General features: G+C 35.9%; 23 protein-coding genes and 2 tRNA genes. 10 read left to right on the top strand and 15 right to left on the bottom strand.

All coding sequences use genetic code 11. The features are described 5' to 3' along the window. Window positions 1-125 precede the first annotated feature (125 nt). A tRNA-Met gene (locus ACSQ7D_RS10300) sits at window positions 126-199 on the bottom strand. A 93-nt stretch (window positions 200-292) separates the two neighbouring features. Between ACSQ7D_RS10300 and ACSQ7D_RS10295 the strand changes: the two genes are divergently transcribed. The 4 genes from ACSQ7D_RS10295 to ACSQ7D_RS10280 all read left to right on the top strand — a co-directional run bounded on the left by ACSQ7D_RS10295 (window position 293) and on the right by ACSQ7D_RS10280 (window position 5120). Next, window positions 293-1027 carry a biotin--[acetyl-CoA-carboxylase] ligase gene (locus tag ACSQ7D_RS10295; protein ID WP_437136191.1) on the top strand — a complete coding sequence of 245 codons (735 nt, stop codon included), beginning with the start codon at window positions 293-295 and terminating at the stop codon, window positions 1025-1027. 210 nt (window positions 1028-1237) lie between these two features. Continuing rightward, window positions 1238-1310, top strand: a tRNA-Gly gene (locus tag ACSQ7D_RS10290). A gap of 159 nt (window positions 1311-1469) precedes the next feature. Further along, the gene (gene carB, locus ACSQ7D_RS10285; RefSeq protein ID WP_437136190.1) at window positions 1470-4322 is read left to right on the top strand and encodes a carbamoyl-phosphate synthase large subunit; all 2853 of its coding nucleotides are present in this window, start codon (window positions 1470-1472) and stop codon (window positions 4320-4322) included. A 153-nt stretch (window positions 4323-4475) separates the two neighbouring features. Beyond that, window positions 4476-5120, top strand: coding sequence for a hypothetical protein (locus tag ACSQ7D_RS10280; RefSeq protein ID WP_437136189.1), 645 nt, complete (start codon window positions 4476-4478; stop codon window positions 5118-5120). A 108-nt stretch (window positions 5121-5228) separates the two neighbouring features. Here the strand turns inward: ACSQ7D_RS10280 and arsC are convergent, their stop codons facing one another. From arsC to ACSQ7D_RS10240, 8 genes are all read right to left on the bottom strand, one after another. Next, a complete protein-coding gene (arsC, locus tag ACSQ7D_RS10275) occupies window positions 5229-5570 on the bottom strand; it encodes an arsenate reductase (glutaredoxin) (protein WP_437136188.1) in 342 nt (113 codons plus the stop codon). A gap of 27 nt (window positions 5571-5597) precedes the next feature. Further along, entirely contained in the window at window positions 5598-6362 is a 765-nt protein-coding gene (locus ACSQ7D_RS10270; RefSeq protein WP_002671857.1) for a DeoR/GlpR family DNA-binding transcription regulator, read from the bottom strand. Between the two features lie 193 nt (window positions 6363-6555). Then, the gene (locus ACSQ7D_RS10265; protein ID WP_009420280.1) at window positions 6556-6951 is read right to left on the bottom strand and encodes a hypothetical protein; all 396 of its coding nucleotides are present in this window, start codon (window positions 6949-6951) and stop codon (window positions 6556-6558) included. A 221-nt stretch (window positions 6952-7172) separates the two neighbouring features. After that, window positions 7173-8264 carry a DNA polymerase III subunit gamma/tau gene (gene dnaX / locus ACSQ7D_RS10260; protein WP_437136187.1) on the bottom strand — a complete coding sequence of 364 codons (1092 nt, stop codon included), beginning with the start codon at window positions 8262-8264 and terminating at the stop codon, window positions 7173-7175. A gap of 2 nt (window positions 8265-8266) precedes the next feature. Then, the gene (locus ACSQ7D_RS10255; protein ID WP_437136186.1) at window positions 8267-8785 is read right to left on the bottom strand and encodes a hypothetical protein; all 519 of its coding nucleotides are present in this window, start codon (window positions 8783-8785) and stop codon (window positions 8267-8269) included. A 67-nt stretch (window positions 8786-8852) separates the two neighbouring features. After that, window positions 8853-9305 carry a retropepsin-like aspartic protease gene (locus ACSQ7D_RS10250; protein WP_264860570.1) on the bottom strand — a complete coding sequence of 151 codons (453 nt, stop codon included), beginning with the start codon at window positions 9303-9305 and terminating at the stop codon, window positions 8853-8855. Further along, on the bottom strand, window positions 9290-10363 hold the full coding sequence (locus ACSQ7D_RS10245; protein WP_437136185.1) for a mannose-1-phosphate guanylyltransferase: 1074 nt from the start codon (window positions 10361-10363) through the stop codon (window positions 9290-9292). Before ACSQ7D_RS10245 ends, ACSQ7D_RS10250 begins: the two co-directional genes overlap by 16 nt. 27 nt (window positions 10364-10390) lie before the next feature. Further along, on the bottom strand, window positions 10391-10990 hold the full coding sequence (locus tag ACSQ7D_RS10240) for a SprT-like domain-containing protein (protein ID WP_015782899.1): 600 nt from the start codon (window positions 10988-10990) through the stop codon (window positions 10391-10393). A gap of 100 nt (window positions 10991-11090) precedes the next feature. Between ACSQ7D_RS10240 and ACSQ7D_RS10235 the strand changes: the two genes are divergently transcribed. Continuing rightward, window positions 11091-11612, top strand: coding sequence for a hypothetical protein (locus tag ACSQ7D_RS10235; RefSeq protein WP_437136184.1), 522 nt, complete (start codon window positions 11091-11093; stop codon window positions 11610-11612). Between the two features lie 119 nt (window positions 11613-11731). Here ACSQ7D_RS10235 and ACSQ7D_RS10230 read toward each other — a convergent pair whose 3' ends face one another. After that, entirely contained in the window at window positions 11732-12706 is a 975-nt protein-coding gene (locus ACSQ7D_RS10230; RefSeq protein WP_002671829.1) for a deoxyhypusine synthase family protein, read from the bottom strand. 470 nt (window positions 12707-13176) lie between these two features. Between ACSQ7D_RS10230 and ACSQ7D_RS10225 the strand changes: the two genes are divergently transcribed. The 5 genes from ACSQ7D_RS10225 (at window position 13177) to ACSQ7D_RS10205 (ending at window position 20158) form a co-directional block, all read left to right on the top strand. Beyond that, window positions 13177-13893: a hypothetical protein gene (locus ACSQ7D_RS10225; RefSeq protein ID WP_009420286.1), complete on the top strand. Its 717-nt coding sequence runs from the start codon at window positions 13177-13179 to the stop codon at window positions 13891-13893. A gap of 111 nt (window positions 13894-14004) precedes the next feature. Further along, on the top strand, window positions 14005-16080 hold the full coding sequence (gene pta, locus ACSQ7D_RS10220; protein WP_009420287.1) for a phosphate acetyltransferase: 2076 nt from the start codon (window positions 14005-14007) through the stop codon (window positions 16078-16080). Between the two features lie 61 nt (window positions 16081-16141). Then, window positions 16142-17347 carry an acetate/propionate family kinase gene (locus ACSQ7D_RS10215; protein ID WP_437136183.1) on the top strand — a complete coding sequence of 402 codons (1206 nt, stop codon included), beginning with the start codon at window positions 16142-16144 and terminating at the stop codon, window positions 17345-17347. A 370-nt stretch (window positions 17348-17717) separates the two neighbouring features. Then, entirely contained in the window at window positions 17718-19109 is a 1392-nt protein-coding gene (locus ACSQ7D_RS10210; RefSeq protein ID WP_009422080.1) for a decarboxylase, read from the top strand. A gap of 101 nt (window positions 19110-19210) precedes the next feature. Next, window positions 19211-20158, top strand: coding sequence for a DUF4421 domain-containing protein (locus ACSQ7D_RS10205; protein WP_264854462.1), 948 nt, complete (start codon window positions 19211-19213; stop codon window positions 20156-20158). 17 nt (window positions 20159-20175) lie between these two features. On the opposite strand, the gene ACSQ7D_RS10200 is transcribed toward ACSQ7D_RS10205, so the two are convergent. The 5 genes from ACSQ7D_RS10200 to ACSQ7D_RS10180 all read right to left on the bottom strand — a co-directional run bounded on the left by ACSQ7D_RS10200 (window position 20176) and on the right by ACSQ7D_RS10180 (window position 23664). Next, window positions 20176-20829, bottom strand: coding sequence for a hypothetical protein (locus ACSQ7D_RS10200; RefSeq protein ID WP_437136182.1), 654 nt, complete (start codon window positions 20827-20829; stop codon window positions 20176-20178). Beyond that, complete coding sequence (locus ACSQ7D_RS10195; RefSeq protein WP_308765987.1) at window positions 20804-21664, bottom strand: DUF805 domain-containing protein; 861 nt, start codon at window positions 21662-21664, stop codon at window positions 20804-20806. Before ACSQ7D_RS10195 ends, ACSQ7D_RS10200 begins: the two co-directional genes overlap by 26 nt. A gap of 53 nt (window positions 21665-21717) precedes the next feature. Further along, on the bottom strand, window positions 21718-22554 hold the full coding sequence (locus tag ACSQ7D_RS10190) for a tetratricopeptide repeat protein (protein ID WP_009410936.1): 837 nt from the start codon (window positions 22552-22554) through the stop codon (window positions 21718-21720). A gap of 149 nt (window positions 22555-22703) precedes the next feature. Beyond that, on the bottom strand, window positions 22704-23420 hold the full coding sequence (locus ACSQ7D_RS10185; protein WP_437136181.1) for an IS30 family transposase: 717 nt from the start codon (window positions 23418-23420) through the stop codon (window positions 22704-22706). Next, the gene (locus ACSQ7D_RS10180) at window positions 23380-23664 is read right to left on the bottom strand and encodes a helix-turn-helix domain-containing protein (RefSeq protein ID WP_264854363.1); all 285 of its coding nucleotides are present in this window, start codon (window positions 23662-23664) and stop codon (window positions 23380-23382) included. Before ACSQ7D_RS10180 ends, ACSQ7D_RS10185 begins: the two co-directional genes overlap by 41 nt. Window positions 23665-23830 lie beyond the last annotated feature (166 nt).

Raw genomic sequence — 23830 nt, 5'->3', positions numbered from 1 at the left:
GCTTAGTGTAGAGACTTTTGTTTTTCAGAGCATTTTCGTTTCTTAATTTTCATTAAATTATTCATACATAAAAAAACGAGTGATTTATAAATATAAACCACTCATTTTCTTTTGTTTAATCTTAGTAGCGAAGACGGGATTTGAACCCGTGACCTTTGGGTTATGAATCCAACGCTCTAACCACCTGAGCTACCTCGCCATCTATTTTGTTATGCCTTATTTTGAGTTTGCGGGTGCAAATGTACTACATTTTTTTATACTAACAAATTTTTATAGCTATTTTTTACTTTTTATGAACATCATTACCTTAAAAAGCATTGATTCTACTAATCAGTACTTAAAAAATTTAATACATATTCAGGATTCTCTTCCTAATTTTTTAGTGGTCTGGACACCTCAGCAAACTGCAGGTGTAGGACAATACGGAACAAAATGGACAAGTGCACCCTATCAGAATCTTACTTTTAGTGTTTTATTTCTTCCTGAGCATTTAGATTTAAAAGATGCTTTTTTGCTCAATATGCTTGTACCTATTGCAATAATGAAAGTATTAGAGAAATTAAACATTCCTAATATAAATATTAAATGGCCTAATGATATCCTTTCTCAACGTTACAAAATAGGCGGAATATTAATAGAAAATATTATTCAAAAAACTAAAATTGAGAAATGTGTAATTGGTATTGGGCTCAATCTTAACCAAACAAGTTTCGATGGCTTACCTAAAGCCTCTTCTTTAAAAATTTTAACTGGCAAAGATTTTCAAGTAGAACAAGTGATGAAACTAATCTTTTCTGAATTAAAATCAAACCTTTCTACACTTCCTCAACAGTCTTTCGAAAGCATTTATACTATTTACCAGAAGTACCTATTCCAACTAAATAGAGTATCCGTTTTCCGTTCTTGCCAAGAAAAGAACTTTTCAGGCATTATAAGAGGTGTGGAACCTTCTGGAAAATTAATTGTAGAAACGGAACAAGGGGTTATAAAGACTTTTTCTCTTAAAGAAATAACTTTATTATACTAAATTCTTTCTACACCTAAATACACCTAACAAATGAAATATATGAGAGTGACAATAGCTTCACTTGATTTAACATTAATTCCATCATAGCTTAGCAGGGTTTCCTTTTTGTTATTCTCTTCTCTCCTATTTTTTGCTTTTCTTAAAATAATTTGTACCTTTGCCCCCGTAAATGAAAAACCAATCAGTTGCAAATTTACTAAAACAAGATAAGCGAAAATAGCTCAGTTGGTAGAGCGCAACCTTCCCAAGGTTGAGGTCGCGGGTTCGAGACCCGTTTTTCGCTCTTTTTAATTATTAATTGTTAAATGAATATCACGCCACAAGCCCTCCCTTGTATCCCTTTAAGCAGTACTATATTCTTTTCTAATAGTACAATAGCTATATTTTTCTTTTGAAAAATGTAGCTATTTTTTTAATAAAATACAGCAATATCTATATAAAAATGCCAAAAAGAAACGACCTACATTGTGTTCTGTTGATTGGATCAGGACCTATCATCATTGGGCAAGCCTGCGAGTTTGACTACTCAGGCTCACAATCATTGCGCTCTTTGCGCGAAGACGGTATCAAAACCATACTTATTAACTCTAACCCTGCTACGATTATGACAGACCCCTCTATGGCGGATATGGTCTATCTGAAACCTCTCACCACTAAATCATTAGTGGAAATTCTAAAAGCACACCCCGAAATAGATGCTGTACTCCCTACTATGGGCGGACAAACAGCACTCAACCTCTGTATTGAGGCTGACGAAAAAGGCATCTGGAAAGACTTTGGGGTAGAAATCATAGGGGTAGATATTGATGCAATACAAATCACTGAAGACCGCGAAAAGTTCCGCGTGTTGCTCGATGAAATTGGTATCCCTATGGCGCCGTCTGAAACGGCTACTTCTTTCCTTAAAGGAAAAGAAATCGCGCAACGCTTTGGTTTTCCACTCGTAATACGTCCGTCTTTTACTTTGGGCGGCACCGGAGCTTCTATCGTCTATAAAAAAGAAGATTTTGATATGCTCCTTAATCGCGGTTTGGAAGCCTCGCCTATCCACGAGGTGCTTATCGATAAGGCTCTTTTAGGCTGGAAGGAGTATGAACTTGAGCTTTTGCGCGACAAGAACGACAATGTAGCCATTATCTGTACTATTGAAAATATGGACCCTATGGGTATCCACACTGGAGATTCTATTACGGTAGCCCCTGCGATGACTCTATCTGACCGCACTTTCCAACGTATGCGCGATATGGCTATTAAGATGATGCGCAGTATAGGCGATTTTGCGGGTGGTTGCAATGTGCAGTTTGCCGTGTCTCCTGATGAAAAGGAAGATATTATCGCTATTGAAATTAACCCACGTGTATCGCGCTCTTCGGCTTTGGCTTCTAAGGCTACAGGTTATCCTATTGCTAAGATAGCCACCAAGTTGGCTATTGGCTATCATTTAGATGAACTGCAAAACCAAATCACCAAATCTACCTCAGCTTTCTTTGAGCCTACGTTAGATTATGTGATTGTGAAAATACCGCGTTGGAACTTTGACAAGTTTGAAGGCTCTGACCGCACTATTGGCTTGCAAATGAAGTCGGTAGGAGAGGTAATGGGTATAGGACGTTCTTTCCAAGAGGCATTGCAGAAAGCTACTCAGTCGCTTGAAATTAAACGTAATGGTTTGGGAGCTGACGGCAAAGGCTATAAAAATTACGAACAGATTATTGAGAAACTAACCTACCCGAGCTGGGATAGGGTATTCGTGATATACGATGCGGTACAAATGGGTATTCCGCTAAGCCGTATACACGAAATTACCAAGATAGATATGTGGTTCCTCAAACAATACGAAGAACTATGTTCGCTCGAAAAAGAAATATCCCGTTACAAAATAAATACCCTACCTAAAGAACTCCTCTTTGAAGCCAAACAAAAAGGATTTGCCGACCGACAAATTGCTTATATGGTGGGCTGTTGGGAAAGTGAGGTGCATAAAAAACGCGAAGAACTCAATATACGCCGTGTATTCAAATTAGTAGACACTTGTGCTGCCGAGTTCAAAGCACAAACTCCTTATTATTATTCTACTTTTGAGGCGCCTATCCGTACCGCTGACGGCAAGGAATATGTAGCCAACGACAGTATAGTAACCGACCGCAAAAAGGTGGTAGTTCTCGGTTCAGGACCTAATCGCATAGGGCAAGGTATTGAGTTCGACTACTGCTGTGTACACGGGGTATTAGCGGCTAAAGAATGTGGTTATGAAACTATAATGATAAACTGTAACCCTGAGACTGTTTCCACAGACTTTGATACAGCTGATAAACTGTATTTTGAACCTGTGTTCTGGGAGTATATCTATGATATTATTCAGCACGAAAAACCAGAGGGAGTCATCGTACAGCTCGGCGGACAAACAGCACTCAAATTGGCTGAGAAATTAGACAAATACGGTATTAAAATTATAGGTACTAGCTTCCAGTCGCTGGATTTAGCAGAAGATAGAGGTAGTTTTTCAACCCTGCTGAAAGAGAATAACATTCCTTATCCACGCTTTGGGGTAGCCGAAACAGCCGATGAGGCGCTAAAACTCTCTGATGAATTGGATTTCCCGCTATTGGTACGTCCTTCGTATGTATTGGGCGGACAGGGTATGAAGATTGTCATCAACAAAGAAGAATTGGAAGCTCACGTGGTAGACCTCTTGCGCAAGATACCTAACAACAAACTCCTACTCGACCACTATTTAGACGGCGCCATAGAAGCTGAAGCCGATGCGATATGCGATGGCGAGAATGTGTATATCATTGGTATTATGGAGCATATAGAGCCTTGTGGTATTCACTCAGGCGATAGTAACGCTACTTTACCTCCGTTCAACTTGGGTGAGTTTGTACTCCAACAAATAAAAGACCATACACATAAAATAGCCTTAGCACTGAACACGGTAGGGCTTATCAATGTCCAATTTGCTGTAAAAGACGATGTAGTGTATATCATTGAGGCAAACCCACGCGCTTCGCGTACGGTACCGTTTATCTCCAAAGCTTACCAAGAGCCGTATGTAAACTACGCCACCAAGGTAATGCTTGGCAAGAAGAAACTCACTGACTTCCATTTCAATCCGCACTTAGAGGGCTTTGCTATTAAGCAACCTGTGTTCTCGTTTAACAAATTTCCGAATGTAGATAAGAAACTCGGACCTGAAATGAAATCTACCGGCGAAAGCATCTTGTTTATAGATAGCCTCAAGGACGATGCTTTCTACGATATTTATACAAGAAGGAAGATGTATTTGAGTAAATAGTCGAGAGACTTGACAGTCAATTACATCATACACTTATCCTATACTTGTTCTATCTTATAGAGATGAGTAAGAGTAATGAAGAAAGAGAAATTAAGTAAGGTGTTTTTCGGTAAATGAAAAATATTGTACTTTTGTCTTGTTAAAAACAAAAATATGAATAATAGTATACCAGATAACAATCGAACTCGAGCACAATTCAATGCTTATATTGGAACATATTTAAGTTTTGGAGGGTATTTAGAATCTTACTCAAATGCTTTTGAGGTATTAATTAAAGAAGTTCATAAGACAGGTTTTCATGTTGACCACTTAGCTTATCCTATTCTATTTATAGCAAGACATTGTTTGGAATTAGGGTTCAAAAGTAATATTCGTTATTTTTCTAAATATTCTCAGAAAGATAATTCTACGAAAAAAGCGGGACATCATTTGGAAGGTCTTTTTAACGATTTTAAACTACACGTTAGAGAAACTATAAGAGTTTTCAAAACAAATTATGGAATAGAAATTGATAAAGAAGATATAAAGGATGTTGAAATGTATTGTAAAGATGTTGAAAAACTAACTAATATTTTTCATTCATTGGATAAAAGCTCGGATAGTTTTAGATACCCTGTTGATAGAAATAACAACAATTCTTTTGATTATAAAGAAACTATCAATCTTCTTGATATAAAAGAACTCTTCGATAGAAGTATAATACTTTTAAAGTTTACAACATCTCTATTTGAAAAGTACACTATTCTTGTTGATGAAGTAGAAGATTCTTACATACATTCAGAAATGATAAACATATAAACACTATAATATGTTTCGTCTTATTTTCTTTAGAAAAGTTTCTAATAACCTACTAATTCCTTTTAGAAGATTTCTATAGCGTAAGCCACATTATTCTCTTACTTCGAATTATATAATTTCTTTTATTCTTTCAGTAGGTCGCCCTATCAAAGCTTTGTCACCAACTATTACGATAGGTCGCTCAATGAGTTGAGGATATTGTATCATTGCCTCTATGACTTCATCATCAGTAAGCGTTTTTCCTTTGAACTGCTCTTTCCAAATATTTTCTTTAGTACGCACTAATTCAATAGGAGACATCTGTAACTTAGCGAGGAGATTTTTTAGTTCTTCTTTAGAAATACCTTTTTTAAGATAATCTACTATCTGATATTCTTTCCCCAAATCTTTTAAAAGCTCCAAACCACAACGTGATTTGGAGCATTTAGGATTGTGATATATAGTTATCATTCTTATATGTGTCAATCATTTTAATAATTAACAAATAATTACTTCTACACCGCGTTTTTCAAGTTCTTCTACAAACTCAGGGTCAGCACCTGCATCAGTGATAAGCATATCTATTTTCTCTACATAACAGATAAAACCAAAGCCTCGTTTGTGAATCTTAGAGGAGTCGGCTAAAACAATAGTTTTGTCTACACGTTCCATCATCTTCCGATTTAGATGAGCTTCTCCTACATTGGTAGAACTCAATCCATAATCAAGGTCAATACCTTCAACTCCTAAGAATAAAGTAGTACAAGAGAAGTTACTAAGAGTTTCTTCAGCAAGTACGCCAATAGTGGAGGTGGAGTTTTTACGAACTTCTCCTCCTAAGTGAATGGTATTTACACTAGGATTTTTGCAGACCTCTAAAGCTACTCTAAGGGAAGGAGTGAGTACTGTAAGGTTGCGTATGCCATAAATTTTTTGAGCTAAAAGATTAGCTGTAGTTCCTGATGAAAGTATGATAAACTCATTTTCTTTAATAAAGTCCAACGCTTTAGTAATAATACGCGTTTTTTCTTCTACATTTTGAGTTTCTTTCTCAGTTATTGTTTGCTCAAACACATAGCGCATTTGTTTACTAGCTCCACCATGAGTACGATGCAAATAGCCTTCCTGTTCCAAGAGATTAAGGTCTTTACGTATAGTAACTACCGAAACTTTAAGCTTATCACTCAATTCATTTACACTGACGTACTTTTTAGTTTCTAAGCTCTCTAAAATCTTTGATTGTCGTTCATTAAGTACTTTCATATTTTATTAATTTTATTAATATTCAACTGTTTAACGTACCTTGTCTATACTTATCTAACCATAGACAAAACTTCTTATTAAGATTATTTTCGGCAAAATTAGGCATTATATTGAAAAAAACAAAAGAATTAGAAAATAAAAAACACTACCAACTATAAATTATGTAGCGCTGAGTTTTAAAAATACTGTATTACTATCCTTTTAAATTTAATTCAAAAGCTCTTCTAAACTCTTGTAACATAGGATTTTCCTCTAATAATTTCTCGTATTTATCTTCGGGAGTTACCACTATTTTTTTAGCTATTTCTTCATTTACACTTATCTCAATAGTAAGATCATAATTCTGCAAAGATTTGTGCAAATAATTTAAGAGTTTATACTCCATCTGAACAATATCATTTTTGGCTGTATTACTTGATACTTCCAAATGAATAGTAGTTCCTTCTAACCTTAATATTGCAATTTTAAGAATAGAAGCCTGTATGCGTTCGCCCTTAGCAAGTAATTCATCTATATAGCGTTCCCAAAACTGATTAAAAGTCTCTTCTGAAAAACTCTCACGAGGTAGCGTATTAGGATCTATTACCACCTCTTTGAAATTCCTTTGATGTTCTGTTTTTAGATGTACACTTTTAATTGAAAAATTAGAAACAGCCTCTGTACGTTCCGTTTTACTAATAATAGGTATATTAGGATTAAGCGTAGCTGTCGTAGTATTTGTATAATTTATAGGAGGGGCAACGATAGGTGTTTGTGAGTTGAGCTGTATTTCTGTTATATGACTTTGCCCATTAAATACATAAGCAGGAATTATGAAGCGTCCATCATTTTTTTTTTATCCCCCTCATAGGTCAGAGAGGCGAGTTGCATTAGGGCAACCTCCACTAACAAACGCTGATTTTTGCTGGTGCGATATTTTAGGTCGCAGTCATTGGCAATAGCAATAGCTTCCATTAAAAAAGGTACAGTAGCACGAACGCTCTGCTCAGCATATTTCTTCTGGGTCTCCTCCCCTACTTCCATTAAGGAAATGGTTGTAGGATTCTTGCATACCATTAAATCACGAAAATGACTTGCCAAGCCTGCAATGAAATGATTACCGTCAAAACCTTGTGCAATACTATCATTAAATACGATCAATAGTTCAGGGAGTTTATTGTCTAAAATAAGATCAGTTACTTTAAAATAGACCTCATAGTCTAACACATTCAGTATTTCGGAAGTAGCTTGTCGTGTTATTTTTTCTCCTGAAAAGCTCACCACACGGTCGAAGATAGAAAGGGCATCACGCATTGCACCGTCGGCTTTTTGTGCTATGATTTGCAAAGCTTCATCTTCTGCTTCAATTCCTTGTTGTTGTGCAATATATTTTAGGTATTCTCGAATATCATTGATAGTAATACGTTTGAAATCGAATATCTGGCAACGTGACAATATGGTAGGAATAATCTTATGTTTTTCAGTAGTTGCTAAGATAAAGATAGCGTGTTTAGGAGGTTCTTCTAATGTTTTGAGAAAAGCATTAAAAGCCGCTGTAGACAGCATATGCACCTCATCGATGATATACACTTTATATTTGCCTACTTGAGGCGGAATACGCACTTGTTCAATTAGTTTGCGAATATCATCTACACTGTTATTAGAGGCAGCATCTAACTCAAAGACGTTAAAAGCAAAATCGTTTTCATCTTCTACCCCAGAAGTTTGTTCATTTATCTTTTTCGCTAAAATACGGGCACAAGTAGTTTTCCCTACTCCACGAGGACCAGTGAAGAGGAGTGCCTGTGCCAAGTGATTATTTTCAATAGCATTGAGTAGGGTATTAGTAATAGCTTGCTGTCCTACTACATCGCGAAATGATTGTGGACGATATTTACGTGCTGATACTATAAAGTGGTTCATTTCTACTGTTTGTTAGTTTGATAAGTCCCAAAAACAAAATTAGAATCTACTATCTTATTATCTTCTCCATTCACAAGTACCAAATCAGTGATGCTTATTTGATGGTCATAACGCAACAAAGCGCCTGTTGTTTCATTATAAATGGGACGTGAGACAATTGTAACAGTACCTCCTGTCGCTTCAATTTGCGAAGTAACATTAGGGGTAGCAGGAGGATAAGCATTACAAAAATAATTGGTAGTTACCGCATCGCTGAAAGTACGGTAATAAAGTTTAAAATTAGTGGGTATAGTGCCTGAAACAGTCTTTTCTTTATTTTCTAAAATATTAGCAGGTAAATTAAGAATAAGTGCTTGCTTTTGACTATATTTGAATAAAAAAGTAGCCGTAGTATCATTGGTCGTACAAGATAGCACATCAGAATTTTCAAATGAAATGGTATCTACTTCCAAATTACCATCATTGCAAGCTATTGCAAATAGCCCTATCACAAAGGCAAAATAAAGTGTCTTTTTACTCATCAAGTATAAATGTTTTTGCAAATGTACGAAAAAAATATGAACCTACAACAAGAGGTAATACATTTTGCTATTTAGAAGCCCAATAGAGATACAACCTTTTCTTTGCATAATCTATCACAGCTTTTCTCTTTTGAAGTACCTCAGCTCCTATAATACCGTGAACAGGGGGTGTTTGAAACTCTGCTAATGCTTCGTTTACGTGAGTTAAATCAAAAAGCACTAAAGGAAGTTTGTGCATACTCATTCCTCCTATCTCTAAGTGATTTTTTGCGGCAACTTGTGTTTCCATACCACTTGCTCCTGCTCCTGCTGCTTTTATTTCGGAGGCTTCGGCTTGCAGATTAAAATAAGTTATCCACTCTACTCCTACACAGGTGTTAGAAGCCCCCGTATCCAAAATAAAACGTCCTTCTACTCCATTGATTTTAGCTTGTAGAACAAAGTGTTTGGTAAGCGTAAATTCAAGAGGAACAGAGGTGTATCCCTTCTCGGTGAGTAACTTCTTTAATGTAATCCCCATTTATTCTTTACTTCGTTTACTATCTCTTTAATGTTTTGCTCTTTTGCTTTGGGATAAATCAACAATACATCGTCTCTATCTACCACTATGTAGTTCTTGAGCCCGTCTATTACCACACATTTATCACCTTCGGTGCGGATAATATTGTTTTCGGCATCTTTGAGTAATACTCTTGCATTAATTACGGCATTTTGGGCACTATCCTTAGGGGTCTTGTCGTGTAGAGAGCCCCAAGAACCTAAGTCGTTCCAATCGAAATTAGCGGGCAGTACATAAATGTTAGTAGATGGCTCTAAAATAGCGTAATCTACCGATATATTTTCGGCTTTCGGATAGGCTTTGGCTATAAAATCGACTTCGTTTTCAGTATTATAAGTAGCTTTACCTTTCTCAAAGAGTTCATACATCTCCGGTTGATAGGTTTTATAAGCGGTAAGTACCGTTTGTGTACTCCATATAAAGATACCCGCATTCCACAAAAAATTACCTTGTTTTAAAAACTCTTTGGCGGTATCGTAATCAGGTTTTTCACGAAACTGATTTACTTTTTTGATATTAGTATTATCGTCTTTGTCATACTGAATGTAACCATAACCAGTGTTAGGGAAAGTAGGTACTATACCCAAAGTGAGGATATTGTCAGCTTTCTGCGCAGCATTAAAACAAGTAATCACATTGTGCATAAAAGCTTTTTCGTCTTCAATCCACGCATCGCTGGGGGCTACTATCATCACGCCATTGGGGTTGCGTTTATTCACTTTCATTGCGGCATAGAGTATACACGGAGCTGTATTGCGCATACAGGGCTCTAATACCAAGTTTTTAGGCAATATATTAGGAATTTGTTCCTCTACAATCTCTTTGTAACGTTCGTTAGTAAGAATAAGAATATTCTCTTGCGGAATAAACTTCTGCAAGCGAGAATAAGTGCGCTGTAAAAGCGTTTGCCCAGTACCGAGCATATCGTGGAATTGTTTAGGATATTCAGTTGTACTTACAGGCCAAAAGCGCGAACCTATGCCTCCTGCCATAATCACTGCATAATAATTGTTCACCATATATTTGTAATATTTTAATTCAAGATTTTAAGCCTTTATGAGCTCTACTTCGGCGTGAGGTTGAAAGATATACTTCTTACCTGAGCCGAGTTCCACACAATCATAACATTTCACACGGCGTTGTCCTTTGCGAAATACGCGTCCGTCTTTGATACGAAACGTACTACCTAAAGGAATCTCATAAATAAAGCTCATATTTTCATTGATATCAAACTGTTTTAGGGCGATTGTCAATGCGGGGTCTACATCACTACTGGACATAGGGTTGACAAAGTGCCGTTGTAATACTCCTAATAATTGCTGAGGAAATATCTCAGGGATGATAAAAGGTTTCATCAGTTGTTGGAAAGTGTATTTCCATTCGTTACCGTGAGGTTTGATAAGCCGTCCAAAGCGTTCAAAAGCTACCAGATGAGCCACTTCGTGAATAAAAGTTATCAAGAAACGATACTTATTAGCAGTAGCATTCATTGTGATGAGATGTTGCCCATTAGGAAGTTGCCGATAGTCGCCGTGCCTTGTTTTTCGTTCGTTTACAATTCTCAAATAGATGTTGTTTACTTTTATCAGTTCAAAACAAGGTGTTACTGCGTTATCAGGTAAATATTTAACAAGAATTTCTCTCATAGCCTGCAAATGTACAAATAATATTTTATACCCACAAATAAAATTTGCCAATTTACTAATTTTCTCTACCTTTGCCGTGTTTGTTTGAAGAAAAGAAAAGATGCAATTTAAGAGTTATTTAAAATTCCTTTTAAAATCTACCAATGAGCACGGGGTGCACTCACCTTTTGTCTACAACTTTATAACTCGTTGCTTGTACAATAAACAATTAGTAAATCGTCAAGAAATCAGGGGTTTTCCTCCTACCCTATCCAAAAGACAATTGGTGTTATTATTGAAGATTATTCGTTATTTAGAGGTAAAAACTATTTTCACTGATGAAGATATGCTAAATAGTATAACTGCTATAAAAGAAACCTGTAACATTAGCTTTCAGTTGCAACCTTCTGTTACATACGACTTGCTTTTTATCAATTACCCCAAAGAAAATTTAAGTATTTATTTAAATTATATGCACAACGATAGTATTCTTATCATCAACAATATTTACCAAAAAGAAAAAGCCTCTCTATGGCAAGCTCTTACTGCTAATGAAAGGGTTACGGTGTATATAGACGTCTACTCCCAAGGCTATATTTTCATAAGAAGAGAACAAGGGAAAGAAGGGTTTTATATAAGATAAAAGGTAAAAGGTGAAAGGTAAAAGGTAAAGCCAGCGAGGGCTCATAGCTGGATATGTGAGTAAAAGGTAAAAGGGAACAAGTATAGTGGCACTTGTTCCCTTTTACCTTTTAGTTGAAATTACTTACCTAAAAGATAAGCAAAAATAAGAGGTGCTACAATGGTAGCATCGGATTCTACTATAAATTTAGGGGTATCAATATCTAATTTACCCCAAGTAATCTTCTCATTAGGTACTGCTCCTGAATAAGAACCGTAGCTGGTGGTAGAATCGGAAATCTGACAGAAATACGACCAGAAAGGTACGCCTTCCCATTCCAAATCTTGATACATCATAGGTACCACGCAGATAGGGAAATCACCAGCAATACCGCCTCCTATTTGGAAGAAACCTACGCCTTTACCCGCTGAATTGGCACGATACCATTCGGTGAGATAAATCATATACTCGATACCTGTTTTCACAGTAGAGGCTTTCAAGTTTCCTTTGATTACATTGGCGGCGAAGATGTTACCGGTAGTTGAATCTTCCCAACCTGGACATACGATAGGCAAGTTCTTTTCGGCTGCTGCCAATATCCAAGAGTTTTTAGGGTCGATTTCATAATATTGCTCCAATACCCCCGATTTCACTACTTGATATAGATATTCGTGAGGGAAATAGCGTTCACCTTTACTTTCGGCTGCGTGCCATACGTCTTCTAAGTGTTTTTGTAAACGACGGAAAGCTTCTTCCTCAGGAATACAAGTGTCGGTTACACGGTTGTAATGACCGTCGAGGAGTTCTCTTTCTTGCTCAGGAGTGAGGTCGCGATAATGAGGAACACGCTTGTAATGAGAGTGCGCTACAAGATTCATCACATCTTCTTCGAGGTTTGCCCCTGTACAAGAGATAATATCTATTTTTCCTGCGCGAATCATCTCGGCAAGCGAAATGCCTAATTCTGCCGTACTCATTGCTCCAGCAAGTGCTACGAGCATTTTTCCGCCTTCAGTGATATGGGTTTCATATCCTTTGGCAGCATCAACTAAAGCTGCTGCATTAAAGTGTAAAAAGTTTTTCTCGATAAATTGAGAAATAGGTCCTTTACTCATTTCTTTACTTTAAAATCTAAATTGTTGGTGCAAAGATAATACATTTAAATTTACTGACAAATTATCACGCACAAAAATATTATAATGATGAAAACGAGCTTAATAGTATAGGGCAAAATTAGGCATAAGAAATAAGAAAAGAAAACGAAATTATAAATAACAAGGAAATGTACTTTTGTTTGAAAAAATCTTATACTTAGCTTATAGGGAGCTTATAGGGAGCTTATACGAATCTTGGACGATTGGTATAGAAATGGTATGTAAATAGTTGATAATAAGAAGTTAAGAGTGAACAAAAAAGGTAATTTTGAGGGCAATAAAACGAAAGAAAAACAAAGAAGCAACGAGCTAAGATACACGAACGAGAGAGAGCCAAATAAAGAGATGTGAGGTACAGAAACTTTCTTGTTTGATTGATTATTAAAAAATTCCTTATCTTTGTACTTTCAACTGATATTCTTATAAGAACGATGAAACGACTACTTTTTATCTTTACTTTATTATTTTGCTCTTATGTGGTAAAAACTCAAGAGAACGCACAAGCTTACAATCAAGTTATCAAGACTTTGGGAATTCCTAAAAACAAGATTGATAAAGACTTGTATACCGAAAAGGTATTGCCTTACGACACTCATAAATTGGTAATGGTATTTCCTATAAGAAAAGGGAACGACGAAAACGAGGCAACATTTGACCTTTATGTAGTGGTGTATGACTTCTTACAAAAACGAATAACACAGTCGTATAAGGGAATTGATGAGTATTATTCGGATGCTGTTGAATTACAGGAGCTTTCTATTGATACGGCTAAGTTTATACTTACCGAAGAAATACGTGCTTTTGGCATTCGGGCTTTCTATAAAAATGGTAGCAAAGTAAATCCTTATTCTGAAGAAACATTTAGTTTGTTTTTACCAGAAAATACCTCTCTTAAAAAAATACTGCATCAATATCAATTAAGTACATATAACGGGGAATGGAACTATAACTGTGAAGGAAGTTGGTCAGATGAGCGTAATTCTATGTTTATAATGGATAGTAAAAAAACAAATGGCTATTTCAACATTAAGGATAAACAGACTTTTATTAAAAAAGCTACAGATAAAAATTGCGATGATAAAGTAGTGGAAAAAAGCACTAAAACTGTATTCTTGAAATATAACGGCAAGGAGTATAAAGAAGAATAGATATTGATTATTGAGGTATTAAAAATAAAAATATCTTTTTTATGTTGCTTTCTTAAATTATATTGTTACCTTTGCAACTTAATATATAAACACTAAAAAGTAAATAAAAAAATGAATAAATCTGTTTATATCATCGCTACCAATGCACACAGCGGTAAGTCGGTGGTGAGTTTGGGTGTGTTGCAAATGATTATGCGCAACACTGCTAAGGTAGGTTATTTTAGACCTATTGTAGAAAGTAAATCTAAAAAAGACACTTTCATCGAGACTGTCTTGGAGCACTTTCAGCTCGATATGAGTTACGATGAAGCCTATGCTTACACACGTCAGGAGGTTATCGCTCTTAAAAACGAAGGCAATATAGGGGAAGTATACGACACTATCATCAAAAAATACAAAGCCTTAGAAAGCAAATTCGACTTTGTTTTAGTGGATAGTTCAAGTACTATAGACGATAGCTATTTCGACCCAAACTTCAACGCTTCGGTAGCACAAAGCCTCAACATTCCTGCTTTGATAGTGCTTAAAGACAACTTTTCATCAGAAGATGAATTGGTGAACCAAGTACAGGCAGATCTTAACAACTTCTTGGAAAAAGATTTGCGCGTACTTAGCGTATTTGTAAACAAGGCTACTAATGCCACTGCTGATACGCTCAGCAAATTAGAACAACGTTTTAAAGATATAACCTTCACTTTGATTCCGCGCAAAGAAGAGCTTTCACGCCCTACTATCCGCGAGATAGCCAATGCTCTCAACGTTGAATTCCTTTACAAAGGCGATAATATAGACGTTACCACCAAACGTACCATTGTGGGAGCTATGCAACTTTCTAACTATTTAGCCAAACTAAACGAAGATACTTTGGCTGTGCTCCCTACTGACCGTATTGACCTCATAGCAGGTTCTTTGGTGGCTAACTATTCCAATTTCTCTAATATCAAAGGGGTAGTACTATACGGCGACTTAACCCCAGACCCTTCAATGAGTAAGATTTTAGATGGTATCCAAAAGAACATTCCTATAATGATAGCTAAAACAGATACTTTTGAAACTGCTAATATCATTGGGAATACAAAATCAAGCATCTATCCTGAAAATACTGAAAAGGTAAAAATGCTTCTTCAACTATTTGATGAAAATGTAGATGCTGAGAAACTCAACAGCAGTATAGCCTCTTTCAAATCGGAAACTATTACCCCTCGTATGTTTCAATACAATATGGTACAAAAAGCACGTGCAGGACAAAAACGCATTGTGTTACCAGAAGGTACTGACGACCGTATTCTTACTGCGGCTTCTCAATTGGCAGAGGACGAACTCGTTTACCTCACTATCTTGGGAGAACCCGAAGCGATTAAAACACGAGCTAAGAACATTTTGGGCTTGAAATGGAACGAAGAACGTATCAGTATTATCAATCCTGCCGAGAGTGATAAATATGAGGCGTATGCCGAAAAACTATACGAATTGCGCAAGAGCAAAGGATTGGAGCTTTCGCAAGCTAAAGACTTAATGCTTGATTCGTCTTATTTCGGTACAATGATGGTATTCTTAGGCGATGCTGATGGTATGGTATCAGGGGCTGTAAATACTACTGCTCACACTATCCGTCCGTCTTTGCAATTTGTAAAGACCAAACCAGGGGTAAACACGGTATCATCAGTATTCTTTATGCTCTTGCACGACCGCGTACTAGTATATGGTGACTGCGCCGTAGTGCCTAACCCTACTGCTGAACAATTAGCCGATATCGCTATTAGCTCTGCCGACTCAGCTATTGCTTTTGGTATTGAACCTAAGGTAGCACTTCTCTCCTACTCTTCAGGAGACTCAGGTAGTGGTGCCGATGTAGACAAAGTGCGTGAAGCAACAGCGCTCGTAAAAGAGCGTCGCCCCGAATTACTCGTAGAAGGACCTATACAATATGACGCTGCGGTAGACCCAAAAGTAGGGAAACAAAAGATGCCAAATTCACCTGTGGCAGGACAAGCTAATGTGCTTATTTTCCCCGACCTTAACACCGGTAATAACACTTATAAGGCGGTGCAACGCGAAACAGGCGGTTTAGCCATAGGGCCTATGCTACAAGGATTAAAGAAACCCGTAAACGACCTCAGTCGTGGGGCTCTTATCCCTGATATTTACAACACTGTACTTATCACTGCGATACAATCAGAGTTTTAGTATCCTCCCTACCCCCTCTCCAAAGGAGGGGAAAACTAACGACTAATAACAAAAGACTAAAATGGAAATATTAATCATTAATTCAGGGAGTTCATCTCTCAAATATCAGCTTATCGACTCTAAAACAGGAGAATCGAAAGTAAAAGGAATTGTAGACCGCATCAATATTGACGGTAGCTACGTGAAATATGTGGCTGTAAAAAATGGCAAAGAGATAGAAGTGAAGAAAGAACAACCTATTCCTACTCACGAAGTGGGTATGAATTTGGTAGCTGAACTTCTTACAGACCCCGAAGTAGGCGTTATCCACAACCCTAGCGATATTAAAGGGGTAGGACACCGCGTAGTACACGGAGGTGAGAAGTTTGTACAACCTACTGTAATTACTGATGAGGTAGTAGCCGAAATCAAACGTCTTATTCCTCTATCGCCTTTGCACAACCCAGGACATTTAGAAGGGATACGCGTAGCACAAAAACTCTTTAATAAAGCTACTCACGTAGCCGTTTTTGACACTGCTTTCCACCAAACAATGCCTGCTAAAGCCTTCCGCTATGCAATTCCTAATGAATACTATGAAAAATACGGATTACGCGCTTATGGATTCCACGGCACTAGTCATAAGTATGTAGATGCACAGGCTCGTAAACACCTTAATAATCAACATATCAAGAACATTACCATTCACTTGGGTAATGGGGCGAGTATGGCTGCTGTAAACGAAAAAGGACAATGTGTAGACACTTCAATGGGACTTACACCACTCGATGGACTCATTATGGGAACGCGTACTGGGCAGATAGATGCCTCAGTAGTTTTCTTTTTGGGGCAGGAATTAGGTATGAGCTATGAGGAAGTGAAAACACTCTTTAACAAGAAGAGTGGTATGCTTGGACTTACAGGACACTCTGATGCTCGTGATGTAGCAGCTCTATATCGTTCAGGTGATGCCAACGCAGCCCTTTGCTACGAGATGTACGGCTATCGCATTCAGAAGTTTATAGGCGCTTATACAGCAGCACTTAATGGGCTGGATAGCATTGTATTTACCGCAGGTTTGGGAGAAAACGATGCTCTTACACGTTCATTTGCTTGTAAGAATATGGATTTCTTTGGTATCAAGCTCGATGAGAAGAAAAACGAAGAGCTCAATCATCCTACTAAACCCGTAGAGATACAAGCTGCTGATAGCCGCGTGAAGATACTTATCATCCCTACTAATGAAGAATTGCAAATAGTAAATGAGATAGTAGATTTGGTAAAATAATTCTCATAAAACTACTTTTTACAAACTTTGCCAAAGATATGTATTTATTTTTGGCAAAGTTTTTTATATAATATATTGTAATTTAAAAATAATAATTACTTTTGCATTCTGATAAGTAATGATACACTATCACCGAACTATAAAATAATTTAATTACTAAAAACCTTTGGTTGCTGAAAATGAACATCTTATTTTTAAGTTATTTTCACTCTGCACGTACTCATTCCTTGCAAATTAAGTTTAAGGCTAAGAGCCTTTCACCGCTTCGTATTTGAATCAGGTGTAATTAGGTAATATGAATAGATAGCCAAGATGTTATCTGAATATTTTTTACTAAAAATTTACTCATTATTTAAATTACACTGTACAAATGAAAAATAAATATATCGACCTAATTGACCAAACCTATTACTTCCCACAAGACGAATTTACTTTAGATGGCGATGAACTTCGCTTTCACAATATCGATTTAATGGAGCTCGTTCGCAAGTATGGAGCACCGCTTAAATTTATGTATCTCCCAAAAATATCCGAGAATATTCAGCGCGCCAAAAGATGGTTTGAAAAGGCTATCAAGAAGCACAAGTACAAAGGAGCATACAACTATTGTTATTGCACTAAAAGTTCGCATTTCAAACACGTAATGGTAGAAGCATTGAAGAACGATATTCATATGGAAACCTCTTCAGCTTTTGATATCAATATCATCAATAATCTTATCAATGACGGACTTATTAGTAAAGAGACTCACATTCTATGCAACGGTTTCAAGCGCGATGCTTATATCGATGGCATTGCTGACCTTATCAATCGTGGCTACCACAACTGTATTCCTATCATTGATAACTATGAGGAAATTAATTTATTTGAAGAAAAAATAAAAGGTTCATACAGTATAGGTATTCGTATTGCTTCTGAAGAAGACCCTCGTTCAGAATTTTATACCAGTCGTTTAGGAATTGGTTATAAAAACATTGTTCCTTTCTACAACCGTGAGATTAAGGACAACCCTAAAGTACAACTCAAAATGTTGCACTTTTTTATCAATACGGGGATTAAAGACAATGCCTACTATTGGAATGAGCTCCTCAAGTGTTTGCGTGTGTATATCCAACTCAAAAAGGTTGCGCCTGAACTCGACAGCCTTAATATAGGTGGTGGTTTTCCTATCAAGAGCTCGTTGGCTTTTGAATTCGATTATGCTTATATGGTAGACGAGATTATCCGTCAGATAAAAATCACTTGTGACCAAGAAAAAGTGCCTGTACCAAATATCTTTACTGAATTTGGTAGTTTTACAGTAGGCGAAGCTGGGGGGGCTATTTATGAGATAATGTATCAAAAGCAGCAAAACGACCGTGAAAAATGGGATATGATAAACTCCTCTTTCATTACTACCTTACCTGACTCTTGGGCTATCAACAAGCGTTTCGTACTATTGCCTATTAACCGCTGGAACGATGAATACGAACGCGTACTGCTCGGTGGACTCACTTGTGATGGTGACGATTATTACAACAGCGAACAGAATATGAACGCTATCTATTTGCCCAAGTACAACAAAAATAAGCCATTGTATATAGGTTTCTTCAACACAGGGGCTTATCAGGATAGTATTGGAGGAGTAGGAGGCTTACAACACTGTTTGATTCCACAACCTAAAATAGTACTTATTGATAAAGATAAAAATGGGAACCTAACCTCTCGTCTCTTTATGGAGCAACAAAAAGCTGACGAAATGCTAAAGATTTTAGGCTACTAAATGCAGTATATACTTTGCAAAGTCTTACGACTTTGACAAAGTATTTCTAATAATACCTAAACATTTAACTCCTAGTTCTTAAAATCTAAATATCTAACAAAATGAAATACATAATATTATTTTTCTTATCAATCACTACTTTATGGGCACAAGATACCACTTCCACTAAGAAGCATTACTATAAAATGTGGATAAAACCTTCTTTAAGTATCAATTATCTATCAATAGATATAGAAGATGAACCATTAAATCCTGCTTTGAAAAATAAGTCGTTATTGCCTAACTACCCACTTACGGTTGGGTTAGGATTTGGTATCCACAATACTTATATTAACCTCGATTATGCTCAGAGCGTTGCCCCTTTGCGCAATGAGAGTAAATACGGGAAAACAAGATATTTTGATTTTCAGTTACATTCATTTGTAAGTCAAAAGATTTTACTTGATTTCTATTATCAAAGTTATAAGGGTTTTTACTATGAAGAAGGCAAGAATAATATTCAGATATTGGCAGATACTCGTATACAACAAATAGGTTCTGAAATGTTATATTTCTTCAACTTGAAAAACTTTTCAGTAAAGAATATTTTCAACCCTGATGGAGACCCTTTGCGACCTACTTTCAGTTGGTACGCAGGAGCTGGAATCTATTATCACAAAGTAGCAATTCCTGCTATTTCACTTGATGAGGATACTTTTAGACATATACAAGGAGGCTTCAGTGGAGGCGTTTCGGGAGGTATTGAAATATTACCACGACTCAGCTTTACAGCTTTAGCGGGTATGGGATTCTATTTTGGAGGTGAAGTTAATCCACTAAGCAAAATGAAGTTTAATCAGTACGTAAACTTTAGGCTTAATACTTCGTTGTCTTATACACAAAAAGACTGGTCACTTGCCTTTTCAATTCTTTACAACAACAAGAATTTGTACTTTAAAGATGTTGATTTACTGGGTATCAATACTGCGAATTTTAAACTTACTTACATAAAACAAATCAGATTCTCTACTCGCCGTAGTAACAAAGTAACTCGTTATTTAGGAATGTAAAATTTAAGAGTAGAAGGTTATCTTCTTCTTTTCACATTCTTTATAGTATCATCTATCACTCGGTCATAGATTTTACTCTTACCCGAATGTTCCTTTTGATAAGTAGTCAAATGTTGTATTAGTGCTTCTTTCTCTTGCTTATTATTAGAAGATTTTAAAAACAATCTATATTCTGACATAACCTTATAATACGCCAATTCATAAGAAGGTATATAACCATTTTCACTATATATTGCTACTAAGTTTAATACCTTTTCAAATTGTAATGCGTCAAAAGCCTGCTTCAAAGTAGTTAACTGATGTTGTTTTGCTTTTTGAGAGCGAATACTTAAAAATATTTCTTCAGTATCAGGATATGATTTCAATGAATCACTCAATAATTTTATATTACTTAAATCTGCTCTTTTATCAATATGAGAGAGATAATAAGCTATTTGTTCTCTTATTCTCATCACTCTATTGAAGTCGAACTCAGCAATGTGTTCTTCATAATCTTTGGTAATTAAATCATACTCTGTTTGAATTAACAAATATAATGAATCTAAGTCCTTATAAATCTCTCTTGTCTTTTGTGCGTTTACTTCCCAAAAGTAAAATATACATAAATATAATAAAACTCGTTTCATAATCTTTATTGTTGTTTGATTAATGTCCTTGAATAATATCTGCATATTTATCCCAAGCTCTAGCTATCCTATATTTTTCTACAAATTCAATAGGCACATAAATAGCTTTCAATTTCTCATCATTATATGCCAAATAACCATCCAACATAGGAGGTTCTTTAGTCTCAAGTGTTATACTTTCTGGACAATTCTTACCAAAAATACAATTACCTATATGTAAACATTCACTGGGGAAAGTCACTGAACGCAAATGCTCACAATCGTCAAGAGCAAAATCACTAATAAAGTTAAGATGTTCTGGAAAAATAATATAAATGAGCTTATTGCAACCATAAAATACATCTCTTCCTATAAAACTCACTTTATTAAGTATTGGGTCAGCAAGCATATTGATAGACTCTACCTCAGTATCAAGCCATTTCTTCAGAATAGTATCATCTTTTGTAACTATAAAATCATACCTATGAGAAGTACTATCCTCAGAAGTATGTTTAGCTATGGGTTGATATGCTCTAACTAAGGGCGGTTGTAAAATAGATGAAGAAAAGGTTGATGCATTGAAAAAATTTACTCTCTTTTTAGGATCTTCTCCGTATTCATTTTTTCCCAATACACCTTCTGAAAAAAGTAAAAAGAAAGGATTATAGAAAGGTAAAAGCACATACCAGCCGCTTTGCCCCAAGTCGTGTGAACGTTTCACTGATTGAGCTAAAATAAACCAAAACAATAATGTAAAGAATAAAAACTTTATCACTATTCCTAGAGTTACTACGGCATCTATTACACCCAAAAATATAAGAGCAAAATAATCTATAATAATAGATAGTCCAAACTCTGTTCGCCTAATACGTCCTTCAAAAAGAAAGATATTCTTAAACATATATCACTAATTTTATAATTACCTTATCTTTCTTATTACTAACTTTATAGTTATTACTGCTGAATAGCATTTAAATACTCACAAGCTTTAGGACTATTATTCCTACATCCCTTCTCAAACCAGTAAATAGCCCTTTTTTGTGATTTATCCACACCAGTACCGGCATAATAACAAAATCCTAAAATAGTTTGAGCTTCCTTGTCTCCTTGGTTAGCTGCTTTTTCAAACCAAAAGATAGCCTTAGTATACGACTGAGGTATTCCCTGCCCCTTGAAATAATAAGAACCTAAATTGCGTTGTGCCTCAACATCACCTTGATTAGCAGCTTTCTCATACCAAAGTACCGCATCACTATCCGATTGTGCCACTCCTAAACCTTTGTAGTAACAATATCCTAAAAAACTCTGTGCCTCTGCAAAATCTTGATCAGCTGCTTTCTGAAACCACAATACAGCTTGTTCATCCGATTGTTTTACTCCTTGCCCTTTGTGATAGCACACACCTAATTTCGATTGAGCCTCAGCATACCCCTGTTCAGCTGCTTTTTGAAACCAATAAGCTGCTTTTTCATAAGACTGTACAACTCCTTTCCGATAGTAATAACAAAGTCCTAATTTCGTCTGTGATTTTACATCACCCTGTTCTGCTGCTTTTTCATACCAAGCAACAGCTTTAGGAAAAGACTGAGGTACTCCAATACCTTTTTCATAATTAGTTGCCAAACGCACTTGAGCTTCCATATCACCCTTTGTGGCCTTCTCTATCAAAGTCTTAAAATCTTCTCGTTGAGCATAACTCATACCAAAGAAAAATAGCAAGTACACAAACAAAACTTTAAAGAAAAGTTTATTCAGTTTTTTTAATACTTTTGAGTTGAATATTATATTCATATGTCAGCGAATTAAAAGTTAATAATAATGATAGTGAAGAGGTCAGTTTTATATTATATTCGATGGCAAAGATAAAACATTATTTTATACAAAACAAGTTTTTTGATTATTTCTTATACACCGCCCATTCCACCATCAAGTGCAATTTTTCAGATTACTTTCTGATAGAATAAATCTTTAGGTTTTTCAAAATCTAATACTTTTCTTGGTCTATTATTAATTTTATATTGATATTCTTTAATTTCTTTATCTGTAATATTTTTAAAATCAATGTTTTTTGGTATGTATTGCCGTACAAGACCATTAGTGTGTTCACTAAGACCTCGCTCCCAAGAACTATAAGGATGAGCAAAGAAAAATTGTAGGTTCAATTTCTTTTCAACTCGCTTAAAGTCAGAAAATTCATTACCATTGTCAGCAGTAATTGTCTTTATATAGTTTTTGTAAGGCAAGGTCATATCTATAAGTTCATCTGCTAATGATTTAGCTTTCTTTCCTTCTTTTAACTTTCTCATAAATAACATTTTAGTAGTCATTTCAACCAATGTAAGTATCGCTCCTTTATTTCCTGCTCCTACAATTAAATCTATTTCCCAGTGTCCAAACTCTGTTTTCTGACTTATAACCTCAGGACGTTCTTCAATAGACTTTTTATCTTCTACTTTCTTTTTACAAGTGTACAATGCTCTACTTCTATGCTTAAGCTGATGACGAGTGTGTTTGTATAGTTCGCCTCCGTTTTCTTTGTCTTGGTGAATGAAATTATAGATAGTTGTTTTTCCAACCATTGGTATTCTATTTTTTTTACAATACCCTACAATTTGCTCAACAGACCACTTGTTCTTCAGTGATATGCTTAATAACAAAAACTTTCATTTCTTTAGTAAATTTACGTTCTTTCCTAAAACGTTCTTTACGCTCTTCTGAGATTTCTTGAGCTACTTTTGGACTGTATTTTCCTGTCTTTGTTTTGTTTCTTGACAGCTCTCGACTGACGGTAGAGGGATTACACTCTGCATAAAGAGCAATATCTTTTTGTTTGATTCCGCTTGCTTTTAAAGCAGAAATTACCGACCTTTGCACCAAATTTAAATGCTTATATTCTTTCATTGTCATTTACAAAGAAAAGCATTTATTTTGAAAGAGAAAAGACTTTTATAGTTTTTTCTCTTTTTTTATTTCTCAGAGGGTTTTGCCTCTAAGGGACAACCCTCTGAAAAATAAAAGTTTTACTAAAATTTACTACTTAAAATTGCAATTATTAGTGGAACTTACA

The sequence above is a fragment of the Capnocytophaga sp. G1920 genome, assembly GCF_051417515.1.
This window is presented reverse-complemented; position numbering and strand designations above follow the sequence as displayed.

What these genes read in the sequence shown, in the direction of transcription:
- ACSQ7D_RS10295 (WP_437136191.1), top strand. Translation starts at nt 293, where the DNA reads ATGAACATCATTACCTTAAAAAGCATTGATTCTACTAATCAGTACTTA.
- carB (WP_437136190.1), top strand. Translation starts at nt 1,470, where the DNA reads ATGCCAAAAAGAAACGACCTACATTGTGTTCTGTTGATTGGATCAGGA.
- ACSQ7D_RS10280 (WP_437136189.1), top strand. Translation starts at nt 4,476, where the DNA reads ATGAATAATAGTATACCAGATAACAATCGAACTCGAGCACAATTCAAT.
- arsC (WP_437136188.1), bottom strand. Translation starts at nt 5,570, where the DNA reads ATGATAACTATATATCACAATCCTAAATGCTCCAAATCACGTTGTGGT.
- ACSQ7D_RS10270 (WP_002671857.1), bottom strand. Translation starts at nt 6,362, where the DNA reads ATGAAAGTACTTAATGAACGACAATCAAAGATTTTAGAGAGCTTAGAA.
- dnaX (WP_437136187.1), bottom strand. Translation starts at nt 8,264, where the DNA reads ATGAACCACTTTATAGTATCAGCACGTAAATATCGTCCACAATCATTT.
- ACSQ7D_RS10255 (WP_437136186.1), bottom strand. Translation starts at nt 8,785, where the DNA reads ATGAGTAAAAAGACACTTTATTTTGCCTTTGTGATAGGGCTATTTGCA.
- ACSQ7D_RS10250 (WP_264860570.1), bottom strand. Translation starts at nt 9,305, where the DNA reads ATGGGGATTACATTAAAGAAGTTACTCACCGAGAAGGGATACACCTCT.
- ACSQ7D_RS10245 (WP_437136185.1), bottom strand. Translation starts at nt 10,363, where the DNA reads ATGGTGAACAATTATTATGCAGTGATTATGGCAGGAGGCATAGGTTCG.
- ACSQ7D_RS10240 (WP_015782899.1), bottom strand. Translation starts at nt 10,990, where the DNA reads ATGAGAGAAATTCTTGTTAAATATTTACCTGATAACGCAGTAACACCT.
- ACSQ7D_RS10235 (WP_437136184.1), top strand. Translation starts at nt 11,091, where the DNA reads ATGCAATTTAAGAGTTATTTAAAATTCCTTTTAAAATCTACCAATGAG.
- ACSQ7D_RS10230 (WP_002671829.1), bottom strand. Translation starts at nt 12,706, where the DNA reads ATGAGTAAAGGACCTATTTCTCAATTTATCGAGAAAAACTTTTTACAC.
- ACSQ7D_RS10225 (WP_009420286.1), top strand. Translation starts at nt 13,177, where the DNA reads ATGAAACGACTACTTTTTATCTTTACTTTATTATTTTGCTCTTATGTG.
- pta (WP_009420287.1), top strand. Translation starts at nt 14,005, where the DNA reads ATGAATAAATCTGTTTATATCATCGCTACCAATGCACACAGCGGTAAG.
- ACSQ7D_RS10215 (WP_437136183.1), top strand. Translation starts at nt 16,142, where the DNA reads ATGGAAATATTAATCATTAATTCAGGGAGTTCATCTCTCAAATATCAG.
- ACSQ7D_RS10210 (WP_009422080.1), top strand. Translation starts at nt 17,718, where the DNA reads ATGAAAAATAAATATATCGACCTAATTGACCAAACCTATTACTTCCCA.
- ACSQ7D_RS10205 (WP_264854462.1), top strand. Translation starts at nt 19,211, where the DNA reads ATGAAATACATAATATTATTTTTCTTATCAATCACTACTTTATGGGCA.
- ACSQ7D_RS10200 (WP_437136182.1), bottom strand. Translation starts at nt 20,829, where the DNA reads ATGCAGATATTATTCAAGGACATTAATCAAACAACAATAAAGATTATG.
- ACSQ7D_RS10195 (WP_308765987.1), bottom strand. Translation starts at nt 21,664, where the DNA reads ATGTTTAAGAATATCTTTCTTTTTGAAGGACGTATTAGGCGAACAGAG.
- ACSQ7D_RS10190 (WP_009410936.1), bottom strand. Translation starts at nt 22,554, where the DNA reads ATGAATATAATATTCAACTCAAAAGTATTAAAAAAACTGAATAAACTT.
- ACSQ7D_RS10180 (WP_264854363.1), bottom strand. Translation starts at nt 23,664, where the DNA reads ATGAAAGAATATAAGCATTTAAATTTGGTGCAAAGGTCGGTAATTTCT.